24 protein-coding genes are annotated in these 26665 nt (G+C 69.4%); 12 read left to right on the top strand and 12 right to left on the bottom strand.

Annotated features, from left to right (window positions below; genetic code table 11):
* Positions 1-38: 38 nt before the first annotated feature.
* From CGUA_RS10090 to CGUA_RS10110, 5 genes are all read left to right on the top strand, one after another.
* Entirely contained in the window at positions 39-1073 is a 1035-nt protein-coding gene (locus CGUA_RS10090; RefSeq protein WP_290195300.1) for an LLM class flavin-dependent oxidoreductase, read from the top strand.
* 388 nt (positions 1074-1461) lie between these two features.
* Positions 1462-2988: an ABC transporter substrate-binding protein gene (locus CGUA_RS10095; RefSeq protein ID WP_290195301.1), complete on the top strand. Its 1527-nt coding sequence runs from the start codon at positions 1462-1464 to the stop codon at positions 2986-2988.
* Positions 2989-3939: an ABC transporter permease gene (locus CGUA_RS10100; RefSeq protein WP_290195304.1), complete on the top strand. Its 951-nt coding sequence runs from the start codon at positions 2989-2991 to the stop codon at positions 3937-3939.
* The gene (locus CGUA_RS10105; RefSeq protein ID WP_290195306.1) at positions 3936-4769 is read left to right on the top strand and encodes an ABC transporter permease; all 834 of its coding nucleotides are present in this window, start codon (positions 3936-3938) and stop codon (positions 4767-4769) included. The genes CGUA_RS10100 and CGUA_RS10105 overlap by 4 nt, the downstream gene beginning before the upstream one ends.
* 1 nt (position 4770) lies before the next feature.
* On the top strand, positions 4771-6177 hold the full coding sequence (locus tag CGUA_RS10110) for an ATP-binding cassette domain-containing protein (protein WP_290198371.1): 1407 nt from the start codon (positions 4771-4773) through the stop codon (positions 6175-6177).
* A gap of 101 nt (positions 6178-6278) precedes the next feature.
* Here the strand turns inward: CGUA_RS10110 and thpR are convergent, their stop codons facing one another.
* From thpR to CGUA_RS10125, 3 genes are read right to left on the bottom strand one after another with little or no spacing between them, the layout of a single operon-like run.
* Positions 6279-6815, bottom strand: a complete 537-nt coding sequence (thpR, locus tag CGUA_RS10115; protein WP_290195308.1) for an RNA 2',3'-cyclic phosphodiesterase — start codon at positions 6813-6815, stop codon at positions 6279-6281.
* Entirely contained in the window at positions 6812-7327 is a 516-nt protein-coding gene (locus tag CGUA_RS10120) for a hypothetical protein (RefSeq protein WP_290195310.1), read from the bottom strand. Before CGUA_RS10120 ends, thpR begins: the two co-directional genes overlap by 4 nt.
* Positions 7328-7341: 14 nt before the next feature.
* Positions 7342-7482 carry a hypothetical protein gene (locus CGUA_RS10125; RefSeq protein WP_290195312.1) on the bottom strand — a complete coding sequence of 47 codons (141 nt, stop codon included), beginning with the start codon at positions 7480-7482 and terminating at the stop codon, positions 7342-7344.
* A 124-nt stretch (positions 7483-7606) separates the two neighbouring features.
* On the opposite strand from CGUA_RS10125, the gene CGUA_RS10130 reads away from it, so the two are divergent.
* Positions 7607-8371 carry an aldose epimerase family protein gene (locus CGUA_RS10130; protein WP_290195314.1) on the top strand — a complete coding sequence of 255 codons (765 nt, stop codon included), beginning with the start codon at positions 7607-7609 and terminating at the stop codon, positions 8369-8371.
* Positions 8372-8375: 4 nt separating this feature from the next.
* Here CGUA_RS10130 and CGUA_RS10135 read toward each other — a convergent pair whose 3' ends face one another.
* Positions 8376-9794, bottom strand: a complete 1419-nt coding sequence (locus CGUA_RS10135; RefSeq protein WP_290195316.1) for a YeeE/YedE thiosulfate transporter family protein — start codon at positions 9792-9794, stop codon at positions 8376-8378.
* A 214-nt stretch (positions 9795-10008) separates the two neighbouring features.
* On the opposite strand from CGUA_RS10135, the gene CGUA_RS10140 reads away from it, so the two are divergent.
* Positions 10009-11733, top strand: coding sequence for an FUSC family protein (locus CGUA_RS10140; RefSeq protein WP_290195317.1), 1725 nt, complete (start codon positions 10009-10011; stop codon positions 11731-11733).
* 37 nt (positions 11734-11770) lie between these two features.
* Here the strand turns inward: CGUA_RS10140 and CGUA_RS10145 are convergent, their stop codons facing one another.
* Positions 11771-12406, bottom strand: a complete 636-nt coding sequence (locus tag CGUA_RS10145; protein WP_290195320.1) for a DsbA family oxidoreductase — start codon at positions 12404-12406, stop codon at positions 11771-11773.
* Between the two features lie 239 nt (positions 12407-12645).
* Here CGUA_RS10145 and CGUA_RS10150 point away from each other — a divergent pair, with 239 nt between their 5' ends.
* The 3 genes from CGUA_RS10150 (at position 12646) to CGUA_RS10160 (ending at position 17849) form a co-directional block, all read left to right on the top strand.
* Entirely contained in the window at positions 12646-14466 is a 1821-nt protein-coding gene (locus CGUA_RS10150; protein WP_290198372.1) for a BCCT family transporter, read from the top strand.
* Between the two features lie 186 nt (positions 14467-14652).
* On the top strand, positions 14653-16548 hold the full coding sequence (locus tag CGUA_RS10155; protein ID WP_290198373.1) for a BCCT family transporter: 1896 nt from the start codon (positions 14653-14655) through the stop codon (positions 16546-16548).
* 152 nt (positions 16549-16700) lie between these two features.
* Positions 16701-17849: an alpha/beta hydrolase gene (locus CGUA_RS10160; RefSeq protein WP_290195322.1), complete on the top strand. Its 1149-nt coding sequence runs from the start codon at positions 16701-16703 to the stop codon at positions 17847-17849.
* Between the two features lie 25 nt (positions 17850-17874).
* Here CGUA_RS10160 and CGUA_RS10165 read toward each other — a convergent pair whose 3' ends face one another.
* Genes CGUA_RS10165 through lepA form a run of 3 tightly spaced genes read right to left on the bottom strand, consistent with a single transcriptional unit; the run spans position 17875 to position 21531 of the window.
* The gene (locus CGUA_RS10165) at positions 17875-18888 is read right to left on the bottom strand and encodes a DNA adenine methylase (protein ID WP_290195324.1); all 1014 of its coding nucleotides are present in this window, start codon (positions 18886-18888) and stop codon (positions 17875-17877) included.
* The gene (locus CGUA_RS10170) at positions 18885-19667 is read right to left on the bottom strand and encodes a DNA adenine methylase (RefSeq protein WP_290195327.1); all 783 of its coding nucleotides are present in this window, start codon (positions 19665-19667) and stop codon (positions 18885-18887) included. The genes CGUA_RS10165 and CGUA_RS10170 overlap by 4 nt, the downstream gene beginning before the upstream one ends.
* 16 nt (positions 19668-19683) lie before the next feature.
* A complete protein-coding gene (gene lepA / locus CGUA_RS10175; RefSeq protein ID WP_290195329.1) occupies positions 19684-21531 on the bottom strand; it encodes a translation elongation factor 4 in 1848 nt (615 codons plus the stop codon).
* 133 nt (positions 21532-21664) lie between these two features.
* On the opposite strand from lepA, the gene CGUA_RS10180 reads away from it, so the two are divergent.
* Both CGUA_RS10180 and rpsT read left to right on the top strand, forming a co-directional pair.
* Complete coding sequence (locus tag CGUA_RS10180) at positions 21665-22309, top strand: type II toxin-antitoxin system PemK/MazF family toxin (RefSeq protein WP_290195331.1); 645 nt, start codon at positions 21665-21667, stop codon at positions 22307-22309.
* A gap of 174 nt (positions 22310-22483) precedes the next feature.
* Positions 22484-22747 carry a 30S ribosomal protein S20 gene (gene rpsT, locus CGUA_RS10185; RefSeq protein ID WP_290195333.1) on the top strand — a complete coding sequence of 88 codons (264 nt, stop codon included), beginning with the start codon at positions 22484-22486 and terminating at the stop codon, positions 22745-22747.
* A 222-nt stretch (positions 22748-22969) separates the two neighbouring features.
* Here the strand turns inward: rpsT and CGUA_RS10190 are convergent, their stop codons facing one another.
* The 4 genes from CGUA_RS10190 to CGUA_RS10205 are packed head-to-tail and all read right to left on the bottom strand — an operon-like array spanning position 22970 to position 26661.
* Positions 22970-23617, bottom strand: coding sequence for a LysE family translocator (locus tag CGUA_RS10190; RefSeq protein WP_290195335.1), 648 nt, complete (start codon positions 23615-23617; stop codon positions 22970-22972).
* Positions 23614-24033, bottom strand: coding sequence for an ankyrin repeat domain-containing protein (locus CGUA_RS10195; protein WP_290195337.1), 420 nt, complete (start codon positions 24031-24033; stop codon positions 23614-23616). Before CGUA_RS10195 ends, CGUA_RS10190 begins: the two co-directional genes overlap by 4 nt.
* 20 nt (positions 24034-24053) lie before the next feature.
* The gene (gene holA / locus CGUA_RS10200; RefSeq protein WP_374725043.1) at positions 24054-25022 is read right to left on the bottom strand and encodes a DNA polymerase III subunit delta; all 969 of its coding nucleotides are present in this window, start codon (positions 25020-25022) and stop codon (positions 24054-24056) included.
* Positions 25023-25032: 10 nt separating this feature from the next.
* On the bottom strand, positions 25033-26661 hold the full coding sequence (locus tag CGUA_RS10205; RefSeq protein WP_290195342.1) for a ComEC/Rec2 family competence protein: 1629 nt from the start codon (positions 26659-26661) through the stop codon (positions 25033-25035).
* Positions 26662-26665: the final 4 nt, after the last annotated feature.

The raw sequence follows: 26665 nt of genomic DNA on the forward strand, positions 1-26665 counted from the left end.
GGAGGAAAGACGACGTTTTCCCCGGAAGGTACCGCTTCATGGCATCCCGCACACCGCTCTCCGTGATCGATTTCTGCACCATCTACCCGGGCGAGACCGCCGGCGAGTCCATGTCACGCTCCGTCGAACTCGCCCGGACCGCGGAGGAGCTCGGCTATTCCCGCATCTGGTACTCCGAGCACCACAACATGGCGACGATCGCCTCCTCCGCCCCGGCCGTGCTCATCGCGCACATCGCGGCGAAGACCGAGAGGATCCGCCTCGGCGCCGGCGGCGTCATGCTGCCCAACCACTCCCCCTACGTCATCGCCGAGCAGTTCGGCACCCTGGCCGAGCTCTATCCGGACCGCATCGACCTGGGCCTCGGGCGCGCGCCCGGCACCGACATGAACACTCTGGGCCGCGCCCTGCGTCGCGACCCGAACGCCGCCGAACGCTTCCCCGAGGACATCATGGAACTGCACGGCTACTTGACCGGCGACTCCCGCGTCGCCGGGGTCCAGGCCGTCCCGGGGGCGGGCACCAATGTCCCGCTCTACGTGCTGGGTTCCTCGATGTTCGGGGCGAGCCTGGCCGCAAAGCTGGGGCTGCCCTACTCCTTCGCCTCGCACTTCGCCCCGACGCACCTGCAGCAGGCGACGACCTACTACCGCGAGAACTTCGAGCCCTCCGAGGTGCTGTCGGAACCCTACGTCATCGCCGCGGTCAACGTCACCGCCGCCGACACCCGCGAGGAGGCCGAGGAGCAGACCAGGATCGTCCACCGCAACCGGGTGCGCACGATGCTCAACCGCCAGGGCCACCACCTCAGCGACGCGCAGGTGGACCAGGTCGTCGACTCCCCGACGGGCAGGCAGATCATCGACATGCTCAAGTTCACCGGCGTCGGCACCGGCGAGGACGCCGCCGAATACCTCGAGAAGTTCACGGCGCTGGCCACAGCCGACGAGCTGATGGTGTCCTTCCAGGCGCCGGGCAGTCAGGAGGCCGTCCACGGCATGCGACTGCTGGGCAGGGCGTGGGGGCTGGACCCGGCGGACACGGCCGGCGCGCCCGGCGACTGGGGCCTCTGACAAACGTATGGCCTGAACGTTCGCCCAGATTATTGCCCGCCATTCTGGCGCTTACTGAGATTCGGCGCGACGAAGGCGGAGCAGGCGGGAAGCAGTCACATCGCCGGCTCCCGTCTCTGACCCGACCCGGGTCAGATCCGAGGCCGATGGCGCCCGCCCCGAACGGCGCCCTTGACGATCGGTGCCGCACGCCCGAATGAAAGTCAGGTCGAACAGCTAAGACCCAGCTCCCGCGGGCCCCGGAATTCCGCCATTCACGGGGACTTCGCCGCCTACCTCCGCCAGTGCGTCCACGACGGTGGGTTCGGCCCCGGCGATCCGCTCCCCTCCGAGGTGGAGCTGAGCATCTAATCACCCGGCTTTGGCGGACTCCCGATATTATTCACGCATGTCCATACGAAGGCTGATCACCCTGGGGGCGGCGACGGCGAGCCTGGCGGCCTCCCTGGCGGCGTGTTCCGCGGGGTCGACGGCCACGCAGCTGGGCCGTCCCGACGGCGGGGACGGCGACCGTCTGGTCGTCGGCACCGTCGGCCCGCCGGCCTCCCTCGACTTCACCACCACGGGCGGCGCGGCCATCCCGCAGGCGCTGATGGGCAACGTCTACGAGACGCTCGTGCGCATCGACGCCGACGGCGAGGTGGTCCCCCACCTGGCCACCTCCTGGGAAGTCTCCCCCGACGGCCTGGTCCACACATTCCACCTGCGGGAGGGGGTGACCTTCACCAACGGCGACGCCTTCACCGCGCACACGGCCGCCTGGTCCATCGAGCAGGTGCGCACCGCCTGGACCAACGGGCTGAAGTCCCGGATGGCCCCGGTCGCCGCCACCCGGGTCCTCGACGACCACACCCTCGAGGTCACCCTGTCGACCCCCTCCAACCGGTGGCTGTGGTCGATGGGCACGACGACGGGGGCGATGATGACGCCCGCGGGCGTCGACAAGCGGGCGAGCGAACCGATCGGGACCGGGCCGTATGTCCTCGACCACTTCGCCGTGGGCGAGTCCATCTCCTTCGCGCCGAACCCGGACTACTGGGGCGGGGCCGTGCAGGAGGGCGCCGCCATCCGCTACTTCTCCGACGCGATCGGCTCCGTCAACGCCCTGCGCTCCGGCGACGTCGACGTCGTCTGGTCGCTGCAGGCGCCCGAACTGCTCGACACCCTGCCCGAGGAGTACTCCGTCCAGGTCGGCACCACCAACGGCGAGGTCGTGCTGAGCATGAACAACGACGCCGCCCCCTTCGACGATCCGCGGGTGCGCCGGGCCGTGGCCCACGGAATCGACCGGGAGGCGATCAACCGGGTCGTCTGGGAGGGGCTGGCCACCGACACCGGCGGCGCGCCCGTCCCGCCCAGCGACCCCTGGTTCACCGGGCGCGACTACTACCCCTTCGACCCGGGGAAGGCCCGGGCCCTGCTCGCCGAGGCCGGCTACTCCCCCGACAACCGCCCCCGCGTGGAACTGACCGTCCCCTCCCTGCCCTACGCCGAGAGCGCCGCCGAGCTGCTCTACTCCCAGCTGCGCGACCTCGGCTTCGACGTCACGCTCACGACCGCGGAGTTCCCGGCCGTCTGGCTCGCCGACGTGATGGGCGCGAAGGACTACCAGATGTCGCTGATCTCCCACGTGGAGCCGCGCGACGTCCCGGCCCTGTTCGGCGACCCCGACTACTACCTCGGCTTCGACGACGCCCGGGTCCGCGAGGAGCTCCGGCTCGCCGACGTCACCCCGGGACCGGCCGCGCAGCGCAGCCACATGATCGCCGCCGTCGATGGCATCATGGCGGACGCTGGGGCGCTGACCCTGGTCAACGCCCCCAACATCGTGCTCACCGCGCCGGGGGTCACCGGCGTCGACGCGGACATCGTCGTCGACTCGCTGCCCCTGGCCCCCATCAGGAAGGAGGACTAGATGCGGATCCTGCTGCGCCTGAGCGCGCGTTTCCTCCTCAGCCTGCTCGCCGCCTCGGTGCTGATCTTCCTGCTGCTGCGCATCGTCCCCGGTGACCCGGCGCGCATCGCCCTCGGGGTCACCGCCACCGACGCGGCCGTGGCCGAACTCTCCGCCCGCCTGGGCACGGACCGCCCCCTGCCCGTCCAGTACCTCGACTGGCTGGGCGGACTGCTCACCGGCGACTTCGGCCTCTCCCTTTCCAGCCGGCAGGACATCACCCCCCTGGTGCTCGACCGCGCCCAGGTCTCCCTGATCCTCACGGGCAGCGCCATGGTGCTCTCCCTGCTCATCGCCGTGCCGCTGGGCGTCTGGTCGGCCCGGCGCGCCCGCCACCCCGACGGCCAGGTCATCTCCGCCCTGAGCCAGATCGGCATCGCCGTCCCCAGCTTCCTCGCCGGCGTCCTGCTCGTCGCCGTCGTGTCCATCCGGTTCGGCTGGCTGCCGGCCAACGGCTGGGTGCCGCCCGGCGTCGATTTCGGGGCCTTCCTCTCCCGGCTCATCCTCCCGGTCATCGCCCTGACGCTGGTGCAGGCCTCGATCCTGACCCGCTACGTGCGCTCCTCGGTGCTGGAGGTCCTGGGCGCGGACTACCTGCGCACCGCCCGCGCGATCGGCCAGTCCCGTTCCCGGGCGCTGCGCCGCCACGGCCTGCGCAACGCGGCGCTTCCGGTGCTCACGGTCATCGGCGTGCAGCTGAGCAGTCTCATCGTCGGCGCGGTCGTCATCGAGCAGGTCTTCGTCCTGCCCGGCCTGGGCTCCATGCTTCTCGACGCCGTCGCCAACCGCGACCTGACCACCGTCCAGACCATCGTCATGCTGCTGGTGGTGTTCACCCTGGCCGTGACGATGGTCGTCGACCTGCTCTACCGCCTCATCGACCCGCGCCTGCGCGGGAGGGCGACCGCATGAGCCGGCTGAAGCGTCTCCCCCTGACCGGCTGGCTCGGGCTGGCCATCGTGGCCCTGGTCGTGCTCACCGCGGCGCTGTCGTTGGCGTGGACCCCCTACGACCCGGTCCACGCCGTCCCCGAGCAGCGTCTCCTCGGCTCCTCCGCCGGGCACCCGATGGGCACCGACCGCTACGGGCGCGACGTCCTCTCCCGCATCATGGCGGGCGCGCGGATCACGCTGGCCGTCGGGGTGGTCGCGGTGGGCATCTCCGCGCTCGCCGGCACCGTCCTCGGCGTCTGGGCGGGCATGGCCCGCGGCTGGCCGGAGACGCTGATCATGCGCGGCGCCGACATCCTGCTGGCTTTCCCGGCCCTGCTGCTGGCCATCGTCGCCGGCGCCGCCTTCGGGGCCTCGACGACCACGGCGATGATCGCCATCGGCGTCGCCGGCGTCCCCGGTTTCGCCCGCGTCGCCCGCGCAGGCACGCTGCAGGTGATGACCCAGGACTACATCTCCGCCGCCCGGGTCTCGAACGTCCCGGGAGTGCTCATCGCCTGGCGCCACGTGCTGCCGAACATCATGGGCCTGCTCATCGTCCAGTCCACGGTGGCCTTCGCCCTGGCTGTCCTCGCCGAGGCCGCCCTGTCCTTCCTCGGCCTGGGCACCGCCCCGCCGGACCCCTCCTGGGGACGGATGCTGCAGTCGGCGCAGGCCTCCCTGGGCACCGCGCCCCAGCTCGCGTTCTGGCCGGGCCTGGCCATCGCGGCCACGGTACTCGGCTTCAACCTGCTCGGCGACGGCCTGCGCGACGTCCTCGATCCCCGCCACTCCAGGAGGTCCCGTGCCTGAGCTGCTGCGCGTCTCCGGGCTGTCCGTCGCGGGCCTGCTCCACGACGTCTCCTTCACCGTCGCCCGCGGGCAACGCCTGGGCATCATCGGCGAGTCCGGTTCCGGCAAGTCCCTCACCGCGCTGGCCGTCATGGGCCTCGTGCCCGACGACCTCATTCCCCGCCTCGGCGGCTCCGTGCTCGTCGACGGCACCGAGGTCATCGGCCTGCCCGACCGCCGCATGCGCCGGCTGCGCGGCACCGACGTCGCGATGGTCTTCCAGGAGCCCATGAACGCCCTGGACCCGATGATGACGGTCGGGCGCCAGGTGCTGGAGGCCACCCGCGGCGACGACACGCTTCGCGACGCCCTCTTCACCGAGGTCGGCCTCGACGGCAGGCAGGACCGCTACCCGCACGAGCTCTCCGGGGGCCAGCGCCAGCGCGTGCTCATCGCCATGGCCATCGCCGGCGACCCGGACGTGCTCATCTGCGACGAGCCGACCACCGCCCTCGACGTCACCGTCCAGGCCCAGATCCTCACCCTCATCGACCGCCTCGTCACCGAGCGCGACATGGCGCTGGTGTTCATCACCCACGACCTCGGCGTCATCGCCCGGATGTGCACCGACGTGCTCGTGCTGCGCGACGGCGCCGTCGTCGACCGCGGCCCCGCCGGATCGTTGCTGCGCGACCCCGGCCACGAGTACACCCGCGCGCTCATCGACGCCGCCAGACCCGGCCCGCCGGCGCCGCCCCGCCAGCACGGCCGGGTGCTCATCGACGTCGATCACGTCTCCACCGAGCACATCCTCGACGACGTCTCCCTGCAGGTCCGCCGCGGCGAGCGTCTCGGCGTCGTCGGCGGCTCCGGCTCGGGCAAGACCACCCTGCTGCGCCTCATCGCCGGCCTGGCCTCACCGACCGCGGGCACGGTTGACGTCGACGGCCGGGTCCAGGTCGTCTTCCAGGATCCCCAGTCCTCCCTCAACCCCCGCCTGACCGTGCGGAAATCCGTCGCCGAGGGCGGCCCCCGGGTGAGCGAGTCGCTGGCCGAGGTCGGCCTGCCCGCCGACGCCGGCGAACGCTACCCCCACCAGTTCTCCGGCGGCCAGCGCCAGCGCATCTCCATCGCCCGCGCCATCGCCGGCCGACCCGACATCCTGCTCGCCGACGAACCCGTCTCCGCCCTCGACGTCTCCGTGCGCGCCCAGGTCCTGGCCGTGCTCGACGAGCTGGTCACCGAGCACGGCCTGACGCTGGTCTTCGTCTCCCACGACCTGTCCGTGGTCCGCTCGGTCTGCGACACCGTCGCGGTGGTCCACGAGGGCCGGATCGTCGAGCACGGCCCCACCGAATCCGTCTGGGCCCATCCCCGGCACGAGTACACGCGCACGCTGCTGGAGGCGATCCCGACGATGGGCCGGTGACCGGCGTGAGGGGAGCGTGTAATTGCACGCTCCTGACACCCCTGCTTCCCGTGTAATTGCACAGTCCGACCCCCGGGCCGACGCGCCTTATTACACGACCACTACCCCAGCCGGAAGGACTCCAGGACCTCGTAGCGCGATCCGCCCCCGCGGCCCTCGCCGAGGTGCGACTCCATCAGGTGCAGTTCGTCGACCCGGAACTCCGGTCCGGCGTACACGGACAGCGCGTGGGCGACCTCGCGCAGGGCCCATTCGGAGCGCGGAATGGCCCTGGCGACGGTGAGGTGGGCGCGCTGACGGTGGCGCTCCTCCGGGTCGAGAAGGCAGTCGGCCATCAACTCCCGCAGACCGCGGACCTCGCCGCCGACGCCGATCCACAGGGTCCGGGAGTTGAAGGCGCCGGCGCCACGCAGGTGCAGCCGCAACGGGGCGGACAAGGCCGCCGCCCGGGCCAGGAAGTCGCCGAGGTCGCTGACGTCGTTGGGCTGCTCCCCGTAGAAGGCCAGGGTCAGGTGCCAGGCGTCGGGGTCGGTCCAGCGCAGCTCCCGGCCGAACTCCTGGCGCACCGGGCGCAGGGCGGCGGCCAGATGCTCGATGACGTCCTGGGGCGGGGTGATCGCCGCGAACACGCGTTTCATCGGCGCGGGCGGACCTCGAAGGACTGGTCCGCGGTGTGGAAGACCAGGAGCACCTCATCGCCGGGCGAGCACTCCCTGAGGAAGCGGTCGATGGGGCCGGTGACGGCGCGGTCCTCGCGCAGGGCCAGCAAGTGGGCGGATTTGGCTGAGGACAGGGGCACCTGGGACTGGCGCGGAACGGCGAACTGCGCGGCCAGGGCGCGGGGGACGGTGACCTCGCCGCCGTCGAGAAGCTCCCGCGTGACAGTGACGGGCACACCCCAGGAGCCGGAGCCGAGGTCGATGAGTCCGGACTCCCGGGCGGGGAACCAGCTGAAGTCGGGCTCGGGGACGCGCACGACGCGGAGCCGGTCGCCGTCGCGGTGGATCCGGAAGTCCCCGTCCTCGGCGACGGTGCGCACTCCCGTCGAGGGGAAGGGGGCGGCGTCCATCAGCTGGAAAAAATCGTCGCGGCCGGCGTCGATCTCGGCCGCGATCCAGGTGGGGATGTCAGGGTGGGTGTTTCCGGTCATGGGGCCAGCGTAGGTCAGCTGGAGTAGTAACGCACGAGCAGTGACGTGTCTGCGAGGTGTTCTTCGACCCGCTCGAAGACACTGGTCAGACGGATGAACTCGTCGTCTTCCTCCGCGGAGAGAGCGATGTTCTCGCGAAAATCAGGCGCCTGCATGCCCGCTACGATACTCCACCTGTCAACCTGTGGGGAACCCGGATAGCCCAGGTGTGCGAATCCGTGCGTCCGGGCCTGTGATCTGCGCCAAGTCCGACTGTGCAGGAGGCGTAGGATATGGCGCATGACAAGCATCAGGAAAGTCGGGAATCTGTCCTACCACCCCAGCGGCGCCCACGTGACGTCCCTGGAGACCGAGTGGGGTGACCTCTTCTACCTCTCCTCGGCCTCGGCCTTCGGCGCGCTGGAGGCCATCCGTGGCGGCGTCCCGATCATCGCGCCGTGGTTCGCCACCTTCCTCGGCGACCTCCAGCACGGCTGGGCCCGCCGCTCCCCGTGGACCATCGAGGAGACCGCCGACGGCTTCCACGGCGAGCTGGTCAACGAGGGCCTGTCGCTGGGCGTCGACGTCATCGCGCGCGCCGACGGCCTGAACATCCGGCTGAGCATCGAGAACACCACGGCGGAATCGCGCAGAGTCCAGCTGGGGTTCCACCCCTACTTCCGGGTCAGCGACGTCGAGGAGATCGCCGTCCGCGGCCTCGAGGGCGTCGACCTGCTCGACCGGGTCAGCGGCGACACCTTCCCCGCCGAGGGCGACCTCACCTTCGACGGGCTGGTCGACGTCATCGCCCTGGGCACCCCGGAGGTGCGGATCGTCGACAAGCACCGCGTGATCACCGTGCGCTCCCACGGTGCGGACTCCACGGTCGTGTGGAACCCGGGCGAGAAGAAAGCCGACTCCATGGGCGACATCGGCGTTCACGAGTGGAACGACTTCGTCTGCGTGGAGCCGGCTCTGCTGGGCGCGGGGCAGGAGGGCGTGCAGTTAACCCCGGGCGAGATCAACATCCTGGAGATGGACGTCACCGTCGAGGCCGCGGGCTAGCCTCCTAGATGTTCTGGCCGTCCTTGGTGACGGTGATCGTCCAGCCCGCCGCCGAGGTCTGCTGGAAGTCCTTGACGGTGTGGCCGGCGTCGGCCGCCCACTGCGGGATGGCCTCGGTGCCCTGGGTGCAGTCGAAGTCGATGACCATCTCATCGCCCGCCTCGAGGGTGCGGATGGCGTCCTTGGCCTCGACCGTCGGGAACGGGCAGACCATGCCCATCGCGTCGAGGTGGAAGCGGCCCGGGGCCAGCGGCGTGAGCTTCTCGGAGACGCTCGGCTTGGCCAGGGTGATGAGGCCGGTGGCGACGCCGAAGTTGGCGGCCGGGGTCGCCTGGGCGTCGAGGACGCGGTCCTCGGCGGAGACCGGGACGTCGTTGGTGATCGACTCCTCGGTGGAGTAGGTGCGGGTCGGGGTGGACGCCGCGGTGGTGGCCGGCTTGATCCACCAGCGGGCGCCGGCGCCGATGCCCAGCGCGATGAAGAGCATGGCGAACCAACCCTGGTAGGAGAACAGTGAGGTCTCGACCATGCCGTTGCCGACGGTGCAGCCGCCGGCCAGGGAGGCGCCCACGCCCATCATCAGGCCGCCGACAATGGAGCGGACGGTGGTGGTGGCGTCGGGGACGCGGATGCGGAATTCGCCGGAGGCTTTGGCGGCGATGAAGGAGCCGACTAGCAGGCCGAGGACCAGCAGGGTGCCCCAGTTGAAGCGGGCCGGGTCGGCGGTGACGCTGTAGGTCAGAACGTCGGCGGTCGGGGTGGTGATGCCCAGGCCGGAGTTACGGCCGGTGGCGGCGGACAGCGGCCAGGCGAGGACGCCGAGGAGGCCGATGACCGCGCCGGCGGTGTACATGTGCAGCGGCTTGCGGTACCACGGCTGATCCAGCGACACCTTCGGACGGGCGGCGTCCTTGGCCAGGAAGTGGCGGGCCGCCAGCGCGGTGCCCACGGAGATGGCGACGGCGAAGTACCACGGGGAGACGCCGAAGGTCTCCGGCAGGGTGGTCCAGCCGGTGTCCCAGGACTTCATGAAGGCGTTGAAGTCGGCGAGGACGCCGTACTTCATGGCGGCGGCGGAGACCGCGTACATCAGCAGCGCAAACCAGGAGCCGACCAGGCCCTCGCCGGAGCGGTACCAGGTGCCGGAGGCGCAGCCGCCGGCGAGGATGATGCCGAGGCCGAAGATGAGGCCGCCGACGGCGACGGCCGCCGGGGCGAAGGTGGAGTACTCCGGCGCGATGACGCCGGCGCTGGTCAGCGCGGCCAGGCCGACGGCGTGGACCGAAATGACGATGAACAGGGCGACGAGGTTGCGCCACTTGTTGTTGAGCCAGATGTCGCGGATCATGCCCGTGACGCAGAAGCGGCCACGCTGCATGACGACGCCGAGGGCGATGCCGACGGCCAGACCGGAAAGGATCATGGGAATCCCCGTTTCAATGTGGAGCGGAAGGAGGGCGTCCTTCGATGACTGGGACAGACTAGCAATTATGAACAATACTGTCTAGTAGCACTGACCCGAACGGTCTAGATCCGGCCGCCCGCCGGTGGGGCGTATAGTAATGATCATTCGTCGCCCCACCGATCACGGGCGGCTCTTTTTGTTGGTCGACCGTCGCTCGCAGAAAGGAGGGGCCTTGTCCACCCACGCCGCGGAACCCATGCCAAAACCCGCCGACCCCCGCGCGATGCTCTTCTCCCTCAACTCCTCGGCCCGCCGCTGGCCCGGCGCGCTGCGGGCCGCGCTGGCTATCTTCATCCCCGGCGCCGTCGCGCTCCTGCTCGGCTACCACTCGGAGATGTTCCTCATCGCCGCCGGCGGCTGCGCGGTCATCTACGGCGAGGGCCACCCCTACCGCGCCCGCTTCCGCGTCATGCTCGTGGCGGGCCTGCTCGTCGCGCTCGGCGCCACCGCCGGCGCGTTCGTCGGGTCCGTCGTCTGGGGTCAGATCGGCGCCGGGGGCAGCCACTGGTGGCTGCTGCTGACCGTGCTCTTCTGCTCCACCCTGGCCACCCTCGGCGGATTCCTCCAGAACGCGCTGCGCCTGCGCCCGCCGGGCTCCTTCTTCATCGTCATGGTCGCCGGCGGCTCCACCATGGTCGCCCGCATCGGCTTCAACCCGGTCGAGGTCGGCCTGTGGACCATGGTCGGCGTGGTCTCCGGCGTCATCCTCGGCATGCTGCCCGCGCTGGTGGATCCCTACGGCCCGCAGCGCACGGCGGTGATCACGCTGGACAAGGCCGTCGCCGACTTCGAGACCGCCGAGTCCCCCACCCTCGGCCAGCGGCTCAAGTGCCAGACCGCGCTCTTCGACGCCTGGACCGCACTCGGCGACGCACGGGTGATCAGCGGCGGGGAGATCATCCGCGAGGACCAGCGCCACCTCGTCGAGCGCACCCGCGAGGCGCAGATGCGCCTGGTCGTGCGCTCCGCGGAGCTGGGCATGACCGGCGCCGACACCGACCAGCTCAGCGAACTGCCGACCATGGTCGAGGCCCACCGCGCCTCCATCCCGCACACCCGCCCCTCGGCCAACTACCGCATCTACCGCTCCATGAACCGCCACTCCCACGCCATGGTCACCGCGGAGAAGATCCTCCTCGCCAGCCTGCTGGCCGGCACCACCGGCATCGCCATGGGCCTCTACCGCCCGGACTGGGCGATCGTCTCCGCGCTGCTCATGCTGCAGTGGGGCCCGGATCGCGTCCCCGGCCAGGTCCGGGGCCTGCACCGGCTCATCGGTTCGCTCCTCGGCGTCGGCCTCTTCGCCGTCTTCCACCTGCTGGAGTTCAGCGGCTGGACGCTGCTCGTCGCCCTGGCGATCTGCCAGTTCGGCGCGGAGGTCTTCGTGGTGAAGAACTACGCCGTCACCGTCATCTTCACCACGCCGCTGGCCCTGCTCCTGGGCAACGCCGTCACGGATCCGCTGGATCAGGTGGTCTACGCCCGCACCCTCGAGGTCACCCTCTCCATCCTCGCCGGTTCCCTGATTCTGTGGCTGTGGCGTCCCCGGGCCGCCAACCACGACCACCAACGGCTGGTCGCCCGCTCGAAGAAGGCGATGGGCACCCTCATCGGCGCGCTCGCCACCAAGACCCCGCAGGGCGCGCTGGAGGAACGCCGCGACCTGCAGTACGAGCTGCTCTCCGAACGTCGCGCCATCCAGTCCATCGCCCAGAACGACCGCCCGACCGCTTATCGACGCTGGGAGCACCACCAGCAGGTCCAGCGCGCCGGCTACGGGCTGCTCGACTTCTGCAACGCCAACGCCCACCGCGAGGTGTCCATCGCCGAGATCGCCGGCCTGGCCGAGAACGTCCGCGGCGTCTACCAGGCCGGAAGCACGCAGCACCCGAACTGACGGGGCCGTCGGTTCGGGTGCTGCGGGTCGGGCGTCGTTAAGCCTCCTCGGCGGCCTTGTGCAGCGCCTGCTCGAAGAGCTCGACCGGCTGCGCACCGGAGACGGCGAACTTGCCGTCGAAGATGAAGAAGGGCACGCCCTGGATGCCGAACTGGCGGGCCATGGAGATCTCCTGGGCGACCTCGGTGGAGAACTCGTCGGACTCGAGGATCTCGGCGACGCGCTCCGCGTCCAGGCCGACCTCGGCCGCGAACGCCTTGAGCTGCTCGTGGTTGGCGACGTTCTTGGCGTGGGTGAAGTAGCCGTTCTTGACCGTGGCGTCCCACTCCAGGCCCTTGCCCTGGTTGCGGGCGTAATGGGCGAGGCGGTGGGCGTCCCAGGTGTTGCCGACGATGGACTCGCGCCAGTTGAAGTCCAGGCCCACGGCGGCGGCCCGCTCGGCGAGCCCGTCGTTCATCTGGGTGACCTGCTCCTCCGGCATCCCCTTGGCGCGGGTGAAGTACTCCATGAACGTCTCGGTCGGCTCCTTCGGCGCGGTCGGGTCAAGCTGGAAGCTGCGCCAGGTGATCTCGACGTCGTCCCTGCCCTCGAATTTTTCCAGGGCAAGGTCGAGGTGGCGTTCACCGACGGTGCAGAACGGGCAGATGTAGTCGCTCCAGATATCGATCTTCATACTGCCAGTCAACCATCCGACGACTCCGGATATTCCGCCACTGGTGCTTATACTGATCAGCCACCAATTGATTTCTAGCCGGCTCCAGGTACGTCCAATGGGCCGGGCAAGGCGACCGATACTTCGTGTCCACCCCGCAAAACCCCCGTCCCGTCGACCCGCGGTACGCCGAGTGGGACGGTGCCACCGCACCCGCCCCCGGCTACCCGGACGACCTCCACCCCGGTCTCGTCCCGGGCATCGGCGTCGACCAGCAGCGCAACCGCTTCGCCGTCGACAAGACGCTGTTCACGGTCACCGCCGTCTTCATCGTCGCGTTCATCGCCTGGGGCCTGATCAGCCCGGCCGGCGTCTCCGCCGTCTCCGCCGCCGCTTTCGCCTGGGCGATGGAGAACCTCGGCTGGCTGCTCAACATCGTCATGATCCTCAGCTTCGGCGTCATGGTCTACCTCGCGTTCAGCCGCTTCGGGCGCATCAAGCTCGGCCGCGACGACGAGGAACCGGAGTTCTCCCGCTTCTCCTGGGTGGCGATGATGTTCGCCGCCGGCATCGGCGTGGGCATCTTCTTCTTCGGCCCCTCCGAACCGCTGACGTACTTCCTCTCCCCGCCCCCGGAAACCGTGGCCCCCGGCACCCCGGCGGCGCTGCACCAGGCGATGGCGCAGTCACACTTCCACTGGGGCCTGCCCGCCTGGTCCCTCTACGCGCTCGTCGGCGGGGCGATGGCCTACTCCGTCTACCGCCGCGGCCGCGTCCTGCTGATCTCCTCGATCTTCGCACCCTGGCTGGGCACCAAGGCCACCGACACCTGGGTCGGGCGCCTGATCGACATGCTCGCCATCTTCGCCACCCTCTTCGGCACCGCCGCCACCCTCGGGCTCGCGGCCACCCAGATCAGCGAGGGCGTCCAGCTGGTCGGCGGGCTCGACGGGGTCGGCAACACCATGCTCATCGTCATCATGGCCGTGCTCTCCCTCGGGTTCATCGTCTCGGCGGTCTCCGGCGTGTCCAAGGGCATCCGCGTCCTGTCGAACCTCAACATGAGCCTGACCGGCCTGGCCATCTTCTTCGTGTTCCTCTTCGGCCCGACCCTCTTCCTGCTCAACCTGCTGCCCTCCGGCGTCCTCGTCTACTTCCACGAGTTCCTCCCGATGCTGTCGAAGTCCCTGTCCTGGGGTTCCGAGTCCATCGCCTTCCAGTCCGCCTGGACCGCCTTCTACTGGGCGTGGTGGGTGTCCTGGGCGCCGTTCGTCGGCATGTTCATCGCCCGCATCTCTCGCGGCCGCACCCTGCGTGAATTCCTCCTGGTCTGCATGCTGGTGCCGACCTCGATCCTCATCCTCGCGTTCACCGTCTTCGGCGGCACCGCCATCACCTTCGCGATGGACGGCCGCCCCGGCTTCGACGGCGAATCCTCCTTCGAAGCCGTGCTCTTCGCCATGTTCGAGCAGCTGCCGCTGAACTCGGTCACCCCGGTGATCATCATCTTCATCCTGGCGGTCTTCTTCATCACCTCCGCCGACTCCGCCTCCACGGTCATGGGCACGATGTCCTCGCGCGGCAACCCCAACCCGAACAAGGCGGTCATCGTGTTCTGGGGTCTGTGCATGGTCGGCATCGCCGTCGTCATGCTGCTGGCCGGCGGTGAGGAAACGCTCTCCGCGCTGCAGGCGCTGACGATCCTCATCGCGATGCCGTTTGCGCTGGTGATGATCGCCATGATGATCGTCTTCCTGCGCGACCTCGCCACCGACCCGGCCGCCATCCGCCGCAGCTACGCCAAGACCGCCGTGGAGAACGCCGTCGTCCGCGGGCTCGAGGAGCACGGCGACGACTTCGAGCTGGCCGTCAAGTACGCCCCCGGCGAGCGCGGCGCCGGCGCCGACTTCGACTCCATGTCCGAGGAGGTCACCGAGTGGTACCGCCGAACCGACGAGGACGGCAACGAGGTCGCCTACGACTACGAGACCGACACCTGGGCGGACGGGTGGACCGAGGACACCGCCGGTGAACCGGGCCCGGACACAGATCCGGGCACAGAATCCGGGCGTGAGCGCTAGGAATCGGGCAATCGCCTGGCTGGTCGTATACTCTGCGTTCGATCACATGCAGTCGATCCGGCCACAGGTACGTCCGCGTAGGGGCCGGGCAAGGCGATGATGCCTCACATGTCCACACCAGAAGAACCAGATTCGCACCGTCTCGCCCGGGAACGGGCCGCCGCCGCGCAGGCCAGAGCCAAGGAAATGCAGGAAGGCTGGGACGGCGCCACGAAGAAGGTCCCCGAGTACCCGGACGACCTCCACCCCGGCCTCGTGCCCGGAATCAGCGTCGACGAGCAGCGCAACAAGTTCTCCGTCGACAAGCTCCTGTTCACCGTGACCGCGGCGGTCATCGTCGCGTTCATCGCCTGGGGCGTCCTCAGCCCCGCCAGCGTCTCCGCCGCCGCGGACAGCGCCTTCGCCTGGGCGATGGAAAACCTGGGCTGGCTGCTCAACATCGTCATGATCGTGGGCTTCGGCGTGATGGGCTACCTCGCGCTGTCCCGCTTCGGCAACATCCGCCTGGGCCGCGACGACGAGGAACCCGAGTTCTCCCGCTTTTCGTGGGTGGCGATGATGTTCGCCGCCGGCATCGGCGTGGGCCTGTTCTTCTTCGGCCCGTCGGAGCCGCTGGCGTACTTCCTCGATCCGCCGCCGAACACCGTGGCGCCGGGCACAGCCGAAGCCCTGCACATGGCGATGGCCCAGTCCCACTTCCACTGGACGTTGCCGGCGTGGGCCGTGTACTCGCTGGTCGGTGCCGCGATGGCCTACTCCATGTTCCGCCGGGGCCGGGTTTCGCTGATCTCCTCGATCTTCGCCCCCCTGTTCGGCACCGAGGTCAACGACAGCTGGATCGGCCGCCTCATCGACATGCTCGCGATCTTCGCGACGCTCTTCGGCACCGCCGCCGCCCTCGGCCTGGCCGCCACCCAGATCGGCTCGGGCGTCCAGCTGGTCGCAGGCCTCGACGAGGTCGGCAACACCCTGCTGATCTCCATCATCGCGGTGCTGACCGTCGGGTTCATCATCTCGGCGATCTCGGGAGTCTCCAAGGGCATCCGTCTGCTGTCGAACCTCAACATGATCCTGACGATGCTGGCCATCCTCTTCGTTTTCGTCGTCGGGCCGACGCTCTTCCTCGTCAACCTTGTCCCCTCCGGACTGATGGCCTACTTCGACGGCTTCTTCGCGATGCTGGGCCGCTCCCTGACCTGGGGCGAGGAGACCCTGGAATTCCAGTCCCTGTGGACCGCCTTCTACTGGGCGTGGTGGCTGTCCTGGTCGCCTTTCGTCGGCATGTTCATCGCCCGCATCTCCCGCGGTCGCACGCTGCGCGAATTCGGCCTGGTGTGCATGCTCGTCCCCTCCGCCATCCTCATCTTCGCCTTCACCGTCTTCGGCGGCACCACGATCAGCCTCTCCCGCGCCGGGGTCCCCGGCTTCGACGGCTCCGCCACCGGCGGCGAGGTGCTCTTCGGCATGTACGACGCTCTGCCGCTGAACCAGATCACCCCGGTCATCATGGTGCTCATCCTGGCGGTCTTCTTCATCACCTCCGCAGACTCCGCCTCCACGGTCATGGGCACCCTGTCCTCCCGCGGCAACCCCCTGCCGCACAACGCGGTCGTGTCCTTCTGGGGCCTGTGCATGGTCGGCATCGCCATCGTCATGCTGCTGGCCGGCGGTGAGGAATCACTCGACGCGCTGCAGTCCCTGACCATTCTCATCGCCATCCCCTTCAGCGTCGTGGTGCTCGGCATCATGGTCGCCTTCATCCGCGACCTCACCACCGACCCGGCCGCCATCCGCCGCACCTACGCCAAGAACGCGATGCGCAAGGCCGTGGTCCGGGGCCTGGAGGAGCACGGCGACGACTTCGAGCTGGCCGTCAAGTACGCCCCCGGCGAGCGCGGCGCCGGCGCCGACTTCGACTCCACCGCCGAGGAGGTCACCGAGTGGTACCGCCGCACCGACGAAGAGGGCAATGAGATCGCCTTCGATTACGACACGGGCACCTGGGAGGACGGCGTGGTCGGTCGCTCACGCAAGAACCCGGACGGCCCGGAGGCCGGGGAGACCCCGGACCGGGAGTCCTGAGCCCGGGGCGGTGGTGCCCGATTCCGCATCACCGGATCATCGACCTGGGGTTTTCCTGCGAGCCGCGCAGAATCGGGCACCGGCGAAGCGGCGCGAGGCCGGAGAATGCGCGCACGTCCACTACCCCATCACGAGAGTTACTGAAGGGACCCATGCGTCGATCATTGACCACCGTCATCGCCACCGCCGTGCTGGCCGCCGCCGTCACTCCGGCGGCCGCCGCACAAAGCTCGGATCCGGGGCTGGAAGCCGTCGCACTCAGCTCGCAGCAGACCGAGGCCGTCGACGCCGCCCTGTTCGCGACCCTCGACGCGGCCGAAACGCTCGACCTGACGCAGCCGAGATTCCCGAGCCAGCTGACCAGCTCCGACCCCTCCGCACCGGCGCCCGCGGCGCAGCCGATCACGGAGGCCGCGATCGTCGACAAGCAGGTCGAGGACGCCGCCGCCCGACTGGAGCGGTGGACCGTCGCCAGCCCGTCGATGGGCCGCGACGTCGAGATCCAGATCATCCGCGCCGTCGACCCCGCCGCGCCCGCACCCCACGTCTACCTGCTCGGCGGCGCCGAATCCCCGCGGGTCAGCCACTGGGTCTCCGAGGGGTGGGCGCCCGAGGTCTTCGCGCACGAGCAGGCCACGGTCATCATGCCGACGCAGGCCTACGCCTCCTTCTACTCCGACTGGCGCGCCGACGATCCCGTCCTGGGGCGTTCCCGGTGGGAGACCTTCCTCGCCGATGAGCTCGCCCCGCTGCTGGCCGCCGAGCCGGAGCTGAACTTCAACGGCGGACGCGCCCTCGGCGGGCTGTCGATGGGGGCGATCGGCGCCGTCCACCTGGCCAATTCCCGCCCCGACGTCTACGACGCGGTCATCGGCATTTCCGGCTGCTACTCGACGATGGACACCCCCGGCCAGCTCAACACGCATGTCCAGGTCGGCCTGCGCGGTGGCGACGTGGCCAACATGTGGGGGCCGGTCGGTTCCGAGGACTGGTGGCGTCACGACGTCGTCGCCAATCCCGAGGGGCTGCGCACCATGGCCGTCTACCTGTACGCGGGCAACGGCGTGCTCGGCCAGCGCGACCGCAACTACTACGCCGGGACCGCCCTCCACGAGGCGGTGGCCGGCTCACTGCAGGAACGCGGTTCGATGCACTGCACCCTGGCCCTGGACGAGTCGATGCGCGCCCACGGCATGACCCACCAGAAGGTGGTCATCGATTCCACCGGCGCCCACAACTGGAACGTCTTCGGCTCCCAGCTGCGCCCGGCGTGGGAACACGTCCGGCCCGCGCTGTACTGACCCCGTCCCGCCCCGGGGCGGGACGCTACCGCGCCTTCGGGGAAACGAAGAGATACTCCTGGACCTTGTTCTTCTTCGTGGCGGTGCGCGTCGAGAAGCTGTAACGGTGGTCGATCTCGATGAGCTCGGCCCCGCGCCCGGCGTCGGCGAACAGACCGAGGATCGTGTCCTTGTCCGGCAGCGAGTTCGAGGAGTAGCTGAGCATGAGATCGTGGTCGCGCAGGTCCGTGAACAGTCGCCCGAGCGCGTCGGTGGCGCCGGCGAGCGTCGAAAAGGGCGTCGGGTAATTGGCGAACTTCTTGGTCTTGGTGTGTTCCTGGATCTCCACACCCTCCCAGCCGCGGGCGACGCCCTCGACGAAGTGGTAGCGGCGCACGTAGTGGTTGTCGCTGGCCGGCGACCAGTACGGCGGATCCAGGTAGACGAAGGCGCCCGCGGGCACGGCCAGGTTCCGGAAGTCACCGTGCCGGGACTCGCAGGCGCGGCCGTTGTCGAAGACGGCGGCGTTGATCTTGGCCACCTGCTCCGCGAAATGCGCCGCGATCGACATCTGCAGGTCACGGCGTCCGTCGTCGTAGCGCAGGCCGGTGTAGGTGAAGATGCCGCGCGGGCGCTTCTTCAGGCAGGCGCGCACCAGCGCCGCCGTGGCGATCGCCTGCTCGTACCCGTCGAGGTGCGAGATCGCGTCGCGCAGCCGGTCGATGGCCAGGGCATCGGCCGCGGTGTAGTAGAGGTCGGTGTAGGTCTCCTGCACGAAGCGGTCCCCCTGCCCCTCGTGCGCGAGCAGCGCGTCGACGCCGCCGAGCACCACCGTCGAGTTTTCCACCATGGCCCTGGTGAACACCGCCGAGAACGCCAGCTGGTCGTTGGCCACCACCCGGTAACCCGCCGTCTTCGCCGCGTGCGCGACGACGCCGGAACCGGAGAAGACGTCGACGAAGGTCTCCGCCCCGAAGCGGGCCGCGTGCCCGAGAATGACGCCGGTCAGCTTCTCCTTGGAACCCATGAAGCGGGTCTCCGGGTAAGGGTGCGGTGTCACTGCCCGCCCACCAGAATCACTTCGAGGCCGCTTCCCCGGTTCATCGCCCGGCGAACCGCGACCTCCCGGACCGCGAACCCCTCGTAGAGCTCGCGCACCCGCGCGTGGTCGCTGTTGGAGGCGACCACCAGGCACCCCCGATCAACCAGGGTGCGGGCGAGCTTCGCGACGCGCACCTGATCGGCGTCCCCGAACTGCGCCGGGGTGTAGCGGGTGAAGTCCGAATACTCCGAGACGGGGACGTAGGGCGGATCGAGGTAGACCTGATCGCCCTCGCGCGCGTGCTCGAGGGCGAACTCCTCGACGTCCCGGTTCTCCAAGGTCACTGCCTGCAGAACCTCGGCGGCCCGGCGGAGGGTGTCGAGGGTGGGCAGGCTGGGTCTGCGGTAACCGCCGAAAGGCACGTTGAACTCGTTCCTCCTGTTGACGCGGTAAAGACCGTTGAAGCAGGTCTTGTTGAGGAAGATCAACCGCGCCGCCGCCTCGACCTCGTTCAGATCCCCGGGCTGGACCGCCCGCAGCCGGAGGAAGTACTCCTTCTCGTTGCGGTGGCGGCTCAACGCCTCGAAGACCTCCTCCGGCCGGTCCCGGACCGCCGTGTAGGTGCGGATCAGATCGGTGTTGGAGTCGTTGGCCACCGCCTCGCCCGGCTCCAGCGCAAAGAGCAGCGCCGCCCCACCGAGGAAGGGCTCCAGGTAACGCCGGGCCGGATCGAAAAGCGGCAGCAGCTCAGGGAGCAACTGCCGCTTACCTCCGGCCCACTTGAGGATGGGGTCCACTGCCCTACACTTCGCCCTATTCCTCGTCGGTGGACAGCGCTGCGACGAACGCCTCCTGCGGCACCTCGACCGAGCCAATGTTCTTCATGCGCTTCTTGCCGGCCTTCTGCTTCTCCAGCAGCTTGCGCTTACGGGAGACGTCGCCGCCGTAGCACTTGGCCAGAACGTCCTTGCGCAGGGCGCGGATGTTCTCGCGGGCGATGATCTTCGCGCCGACGGCCGCCTGGATCGGGATTTCGAACTGCTGGCGCGGGATGAGCTCGCGCAGCTTCTTCGTCATCTTCAGGCCGTAGTAGCGGGCGTCGTCCTTGTGGACGATGGCGCTGAAGGCGTCGACCGGCTCACCCTGCAGCAGGATGTCGACCTTGACCAGATCCGCCTCCTGCTCGCCGGCCTCCTCGTAGTTGAGGGAGGCGTAGCCCTTGGTGCGGGACTTGAGCATGTCGAAGAAGTCGAAGATGATCTCGCCCAGCGGCATGACGTAGCGCAGCTCGACGCGATCCTCGGACAGGTAGTCCATGTTCTTCATGGTGCCGCGCTTGTTCTGGCACAGCTCCATCGTCGAGCCGACGTACTCGGTGGGGACAATGATCGTCATGTTGACGATCGGCTCGTAGGTGGCCTGCAGCTTGCCGCCCGGCCACTCGGAGGGGTTGTGCACGCGGACCTCGGAACCGTCCTCGGCGATGACGCGGTAGTCCACGCTCGGCGCGGTGGAGATGAGGTCCAGGTCGAACTCGCGCTCCAGTCGGTCGCGGGTGATCTCCATGTGCAGCAGGCCCAGGAAGCCGCAGCGGAAACCGAAGCCCAGGGCCACGGAGGTCTCCGGCTCGAAGGAGAGGGAGGCGTCGTTGAGCTGGAGCTTGTCCAGCGCCTCGCGCAGATCCGGGAACTCGGCCTGGGAGACCGGGAACAGGCCCGAGTAGACCATCGGCTTCGGCTCGCGGTAGCCCTCGAGCGACTTCTCGGCGCCCTTGTTGGCCCAGGTGATGGTGTCGCCGACCTTGGTCTCACGGACGTCCTTGACGCCGGTGATGATGTAGCCGACCTCGCCCGGGCCCAGGCCCTTGCAGGGCTTGGCCGTCGGCGAGACGATGCCGATCTCATGGATTTCCAGGTTGGTGCCCGTGGCCATCAGCTTGACCTTCTGGTTCGGCAGCAGCCTGCCGTCGACCATGCGGATGTAGGTGACCACGCCACGGTAGGTGTCGTAGACGGAGTCGAAGATCATCGCGCGCGCCGGGGCATCGAGGTCGTACTCGCTGGTCGGGGCCGGGATGACTTCGCAGATGCGGTCGAGCAGCGCCGCGACGCCCTCGCCGGTTTTGCCGGAGACGCGCAGCACCTCGTCCGGGTCGACGCCGATGATGTCGGCGATCTCCTTGCCGTACTTGTCCGGGTCGGCGGCCGGCAGGTCGATCTTGTTGAGGACCGGGATGATCTCGAGGTCGTTCTCCATCGCCAGGTAGAGGTTGGCCAGCGTCTGCGCCTCGATGCCCTGGGCGGCGTCGACGAGTAGGATGGCGCCCTCGCAGGCCTCCATCGCGCGGGAGACCTCGTAGGTGAAGTCGACGTGGCCCGGCGTGTCGATCATCTGCAGGACGATCTCCTCGCCGGCCATCTCACCGGAGCGGACGGTCCACGGCAGGCGGACGTTCTGGGCCTTGATGGTGATGCCGCGCTCGCGCTCGATGTCCATGTTGTCGAGGTACTGGTCACGCATGTCGCGTTCGGCGACGACCGAGGACAGCTGCAGGATGCGGTCCGCCAGGGTGGACTTGCCGTGGTCGATGTGCGCGATGATGCAGAAGTTACGGATCTTGGTGGGATCCGTGAAGGTCTGCTCAGCAAAATTTTTCGCCATGGAGTGGTCCTTGGTTTCCTTCCCTAGACGTGAATCATTCCCACCTTACAGTGGGCATCCCACTTTATTTAAGCCGTGCACGCGTTATGCTGACACTCAAGGATTTATTTTTCGTTCGCTAAGGACAGGTTCGATGGGTTTCGGCGCAGACCGCACCAGCCGCGAGGAGGACTCCTCAGCGCAATCCCGCGGTCAGACGCGGCGGAGCCGGCGCCAGCGCCGGGCCGAACGCAAGCACACGCTGCACGGGGCGAAACTCACCGCCCTCGACGAGGGCCTGGCCACACTGCGCCAACGCCTGGGTTTCACCGACAAGAACCACTCCTCCCCCGTCGAGGAAAAGTCCGACTCCCGTCGCCGCCCACATCGCACGGCCGCCCCGCTGCGCGTCTCCCTGACCCGGGAGCACCCGCGCGTCATCTTCTACACCCCCGACGTCGACGGCCAGGCCGACCCCGGTGAAGTCGTCTGGTTCTGGGCGCCCGGCGACGACCCGGCGGATCCTCCCCAGGAACGCGCCATGCTCGTGGTTGGCCGCAGCCGCTCCCGCGACGTCCTCGGCCTGCTCATCTCCCCCAACGAGCAGCACGCCGACGACGAGGACTGGATGGAGGTCGGGGTCGGCTACTGGGACAACGCCGGCCGGCCCTCCTGGATCCGCCTCGACCACATCATCGAGGTCCCGGAAAGCGCCCTGCGACGCGAGGGCGCACTCTTCCCGCGCGGCCGCTTCGAGCGCATCGCCTCCGCTCTACGCACGCGCTTCGGCTGGGCGTGATTTTGGACCGCCCCATCCCCGCTGGTACCGTTCATCAAGTTATCCACCATCCGGGAGCACCGGTCAGGGCGGGCAGGACCTTGGGTCCGCTTCTTTCGATCGGCGCAGGCACGTGAACGGGTGGCACGGGAAACAGCATCGACATTCACGATCTATTCCAAGAGGTAGACCATCATGGCAAACATCAAGCAGCAGAAGAAGCGCATTCTCACCAACGAGAAGGCCCGTCAGCGCAACCAGGCCATCCGCTCCGCGGTCCGCACCGAGATCCGCAAGGTCCGTGAGGCCATCGCCGCCGGCGACAAGGCCACCGCCGAGGAGAAGCTGCGTTCCGCGTCCCGCGCGCTGGACAAGGCAGTCACCAAGGGTGTCTTCCACCGCAACAACGCCGCCAACAAGAAGTCCGCGATGGCTCAGGCTGTCAACAAGCTGGGCTAATTGTCCGTAGCTTCCCGATCAACCTCCCCTCCCTCGCGGGTCGGGAGGTTTTTCTGTTGCCCGGGGCCGCAGATCCCGGCGGCGGGGGCCAAACCCCAGGGTGAGAAACCCAGGGTGAGTCGTTTTCCGCCGGTAAAACCCAGGGTCAGCACTGACCCGGGGTTTCTCACCCTGGGGTTTGGCGAAACACGGACCGCGGGCACCACGGCACCGCGGCACCAGCTACCCGAGCACGTCGGCCACCCCCCGGACGATGAGCACCGCGCCGGCTGCCAGGAAGAAGACTCCGGCCCCGATGTCGATGTAGGCGCTGGCGCGCAGCAGCCGACGCCGGACCGTCTTCGTCGAGACGACCAGCGCAATGAGCAGCTGCAGCGCCAGCGAGGACCAGGACAGCGCCAGGATGGCCACCACCGCGGTCCCCACCGAGGGTGAGGGCGGCAGCAGCGGGGCGATGAGCGCGGCCAGGAATAGAACGATCTTCGGGTTCGACAGGTTCGTGGTCAGCCCCAGGCGGAAGGAGCGGCCCACCGGCCCCAGGCCCCCCTCGGCGTCCTCGATGTCGGCCGGCGGGTACTTTCGGGTCACCAACCCGCCGCGCAGCATGCCGTAGCCCAGCCACAGCAGCCAGCCGCCGCCCAGGATCTGGACCACCCCGAGGACGCCGGGGAAGGCGGTCAACAGCGCCGCCGCGCCCAGGACGGTGAGGGTGCACCAGAACAGGACGCCGACCTGGATGCCGAGGGTGACGGCGACGGCGTGCCGACGCGAGCGGGTCGCCGTCCGGAGGATCAGAACGATGTCGGGACCCGGTGAGGCGACCCCGACGAGGTTGAGCAGGATCAGCCCAACCAGGTCAGCCGGGCTCACTCCTGTCCGGCTGCCTTCGTGAGTCGCTCCAGGACGTCCTCACGGCCGAACATCCGGGCGGAGTCGATGGCGTTCGGGTGGCCGGCCAGCGGATCCGCGCCCGCCTCGAGCAGCACGTCGAGGACCTCGTCCTCCTTCTTGAACAGCACCCCGGCCAGCGGGGCCTGGCCGCGGCGGTTGGGGGCGTCGACGTCGGCGCCCAGGTCGATCAGCGCCCGGACCAGTTCGGGGTGGCCGTTGTAGGCGGCGAGCATGAGGAAGGAGTTGCCCTCCTGGTTCTTCAGGTCGACGTTGACGCCCTGCTTGACGTACTCGACCAGGTCGAGGTTGCCCTCCCGGGCCCAGGTGAACAGCTTGGTGACCAGTTCCTGCACGTCGGCGGGCAGTTCCTGCGGATTCTCGGTTGCTTCGCTCATGGGCACCTAGTCTAGACCCACTAGCGCGCCAGCTCGCTGATACGTCGGACGGCGTCCTCGATGGCGAATTCCGGGGTGCCGCCGCCCTGGCCCTTGACGGCGGCGTCGAGTTCCGCGACGATCACCACCGCCTTGCTGACGGATTCACCGGACCACATGCGCGCCGAGCGGTGGGTCTTCTCCAGCAGCCACGGCGCCATGCCGAGCGTGCCGGCTAGGGAGCGGTCGACGCGCCGGGTGGAGTAGAGCCGGGCGATGCCGCTGACCTTGTTGGCCAGCGCCGCGGCCAGGGCGACGGGGCTGATGCCCAGCTGCAGGGCCCGCCGGGTCGACGCCAGCGCCTGCCCCGTCTTTCCTGCCACCGCCAGGTCGGCGATATCGAAGCCCGAAACTTCGGCAACGCCGGTGTAGTAGGCGCGCACGGTCGCCACGGTGATCTCGCCCGGGGCGTCGGCCACCAGCTGGGAGACGGCCGCCGCCAGCTCACGCAGGTCCGAGCCCACCGATTCGAGCAGCGCCTGAATCACGTCCGGGGTGGGACGGAGGCCGTAGGAGCGGAACTCGTTCATCACCCAGCCGGTGCGGTCGCCGGGCTTGAGCGGCGCGGCCTCGTGGACCTGGGCGATCTTTCTGAACTTGGCCACCATGGACTTGTTCCGTCCACCGCCGGAGTGCTCCATGATGAGGGTCATGCCGGGGCTGAGGTGGAGCGCGGCGTCGAGAAGCATGTCGGTGTTCTCCTTGCTCGCCTGGTCCACCGTGAGGACGACGATGGCCCGGTCCTCCGCGAAGAGCGAGGGGCTGGTGGCCTCGAGGATTTCCGAGGCCGTGATCTCGCTGGAACGCAGGGTCGTCGTCTCGACGGTGGTGTCGCCGGGCAGCTCGTCGTTGATGGCGGCCAGGATCGAACGGCGGGTGCGCTCGGCGAGGAAGGTGTCGATGCCCTTCTTCTCGTCGCCGAGGATGAGGTGGACGGGCGCTACAGGCATATGCGCCATCTTAGAACCTCCCGTCTCCGGCCCGTTGGGTGCCGTCGACATGCACGGTGACCGGCCCGTCGCGGTTCGGAAAGAGCACGGGCATCCCCTCCCCGGTGACGGTCGGCCGCGTCGCGGGTGGGCCGGCCGGGTCGGTGACGATGATGACCTGGGTCCCGGGCGGTGCCCGGTCGACCTCGTCCACGGTCGCCACGACAACGGTCTGCAGGTCCGTCGCCACCGGAGCCGCGGGCCCGTCGACGCTCACCAGCCCCAGCCCCGCCCCGAGGAGCAGCAGCAGCCCCCACCGCCGGGCGAGGATCGCCGCGATGAGCCAGCCGTAGACCAGCAGCACCGCCGCCGGGTGCGCGCTCACGGTGGCCAGCGGCAACCCGGCGCAGAACTCCGCGACCTGGTGGATCCACCAGGTCATCGGCGAAATCAGGTGCACCGCCAGGCCGCCCGCCGGTCCCGGCAGCAGGCACAGGGCGGTGGCGATCAGGCCCAGGATCGTGATCGGCGCGGTGAGCGGGGCGACCAGCACGTTCGCCAGCACCGACACCGTGGAGACCTCCCCGGCCATGAGCGCGATGATAGGCATGGTCACGACGTCGGCGGCGATCGCCACCGCCACCGCCCGCGCGAGGATGGCCGGCATCGGGGTGCGGCCCAGCGGCCCGGCCAGTACGGGGCTGAGCACGACGATGCCGGCGGTGGCCGCCGCCGAGAGCGCGAAGCCGTAGGAGACCGCCAGGTCGGAGTCGACGAGAAGGAGCACGATCACCGACAGCGCCAGCGCGTGGACGGGTTCCATCCGGGAGGAGTTCACCACCGCCGCCAGTCCCACCAGGCCGGTCACGGCGGCGCGCAGGACGCTGGGTTCGGTCCCCACCAGCAGCACGAATCCCACCAACGCCAGCGAGGCGGCGGCCGCCTGCTCCCGCGGCCCCAGGGCCAGCGCCCGGCACAGCAGGACCGCGGTGGTCGTGATCAGCGCGACGTTCGCCCCGGAGACCGCGCTGAGGTGGCTCAGGCCCGTGGCCACGTAGAGCTGCTCCGCGGCGGCGGACTGCAGCGTCGTGTCGCCGAGCACCATGCCCGGGATGAGGCCGGCGTGCTCGCCGTCCAGCTCCCCGCGCACCGCGGCGCGCAGCCGTTCCCGGATGACGGCCGTGACCGCGCGGTAGCCCTCCGGCGGGCCGACCCCGGCGAGCGTGCCCTCCGCGACGACCGCCCCGACCCCGGGGCGGTCGCTGTCGGAGAGGGCGACGTCCACGGTCACCACCGCACCGGCGGCCACCGCCGGGTCCTCATCCAGAAACACCGGCAGCTCCCCCGGGTAGCCGGGCACCGCGAGGTTGAGCAGCCAGGCTCCGGTCACCGTCTGGGCGGGCTCCCCCACCACCCGGCCGGAGACCGCCCCGCCCAGGTCGGCCGCCGACGCCCGGGCCACGCGCACGGCCGCGACGAACACCGCCACCGCGGAGGCCCCGCCCGCCAGCGCGGCCTGGCCGGGTTGGCGCAGCAGCAGGCAGGTGGCCACCACCGCCAGCAGCACGACGCCGGTCAGCGGCAGCCGCCCGGTCACCAGGTACACGGCCACGCCCGCCCACACCGTCAGCGCCGCCGGGACCAGCCGCAGCTCACTCACTGGA

Source organism: Corynebacterium guangdongense (genome assembly GCF_030408915.1).
In the GTDB taxonomy this organism is placed as follows: Bacteria; Actinomycetota; Actinomycetes; order Mycobacteriales; family Mycobacteriaceae; genus Corynebacterium; species Corynebacterium guangdongense.

Bases quoted from the DNA above. Each gene is read 5' to 3' on its own strand.
- CGUA_RS10090 (WP_290195300.1), top strand. From the start codon at position 39: ATGGCATCCCGCACACCGCTCTCCGTGATCGATTTCTGCACCATCTAC.
- CGUA_RS10095 (WP_290195301.1), top strand. From the start codon at position 1,462: ATGTCCATACGAAGGCTGATCACCCTGGGGGCGGCGACGGCGAGCCTG.
- CGUA_RS10100 (WP_290195304.1), top strand. From the start codon at position 2,989: ATGCGGATCCTGCTGCGCCTGAGCGCGCGTTTCCTCCTCAGCCTGCTC.
- CGUA_RS10105 (WP_290195306.1), top strand. From the start codon at position 3,936: ATGAGCCGGCTGAAGCGTCTCCCCCTGACCGGCTGGCTCGGGCTGGCC.
- thpR (WP_290195308.1), bottom strand. From the start codon at position 6,815: ATGAAACGCGTGTTCGCGGCGATCACCCCGCCCCAGGACGTCATCGAG.
- CGUA_RS10120 (WP_290195310.1), bottom strand. From the start codon at position 7,327: ATGACCGGAAACACCCACCCTGACATCCCCACCTGGATCGCGGCCGAG.
- CGUA_RS10125 (WP_290195312.1), bottom strand. From the start codon at position 7,482: ATGCAGGCGCCTGATTTTCGCGAGAACATCGCTCTCTCCGCGGAGGAA.
- CGUA_RS10130 (WP_290195314.1), top strand. From the start codon at position 7,607: ATGACAAGCATCAGGAAAGTCGGGAATCTGTCCTACCACCCCAGCGGC.
- CGUA_RS10135 (WP_290195316.1), bottom strand. From the start codon at position 9,794: ATGATCCTTTCCGGTCTGGCCGTCGGCATCGCCCTCGGCGTCGTCATG.
- CGUA_RS10145 (WP_290195320.1), bottom strand. From the start codon at position 12,406: ATGAAGATCGATATCTGGAGCGACTACATCTGCCCGTTCTGCACCGTC.
- CGUA_RS10155 (WP_290198373.1), top strand. From the start codon at position 14,653: ATGCAGGAAGGCTGGGACGGCGCCACGAAGAAGGTCCCCGAGTACCCG.
- CGUA_RS10160 (WP_290195322.1), top strand. From the start codon at position 16,701: ATGCGTCGATCATTGACCACCGTCATCGCCACCGCCGTGCTGGCCGCC.
- lepA (WP_290195329.1), bottom strand. From the start codon at position 21,531: ATGGCGAAAAATTTTGCTGAGCAGACCTTCACGGATCCCACCAAGATC.
- CGUA_RS10180 (WP_290195331.1), top strand. From the start codon at position 21,665: ATGGGTTTCGGCGCAGACCGCACCAGCCGCGAGGAGGACTCCTCAGCG.
- rpsT (WP_290195333.1), top strand. From the start codon at position 22,484: ATGGCAAACATCAAGCAGCAGAAGAAGCGCATTCTCACCAACGAGAAG.
- CGUA_RS10195 (WP_290195337.1), bottom strand. From the start codon at position 24,033: ATGAGCGAAGCAACCGAGAATCCGCAGGAACTGCCCGCCGACGTGCAG.
- holA (WP_374725043.1), bottom strand. From the start codon at position 25,022: ATGCCTGTAGCGCCCGTCCACCTCATCCTCGGCGACGAGAAGAAGGGC.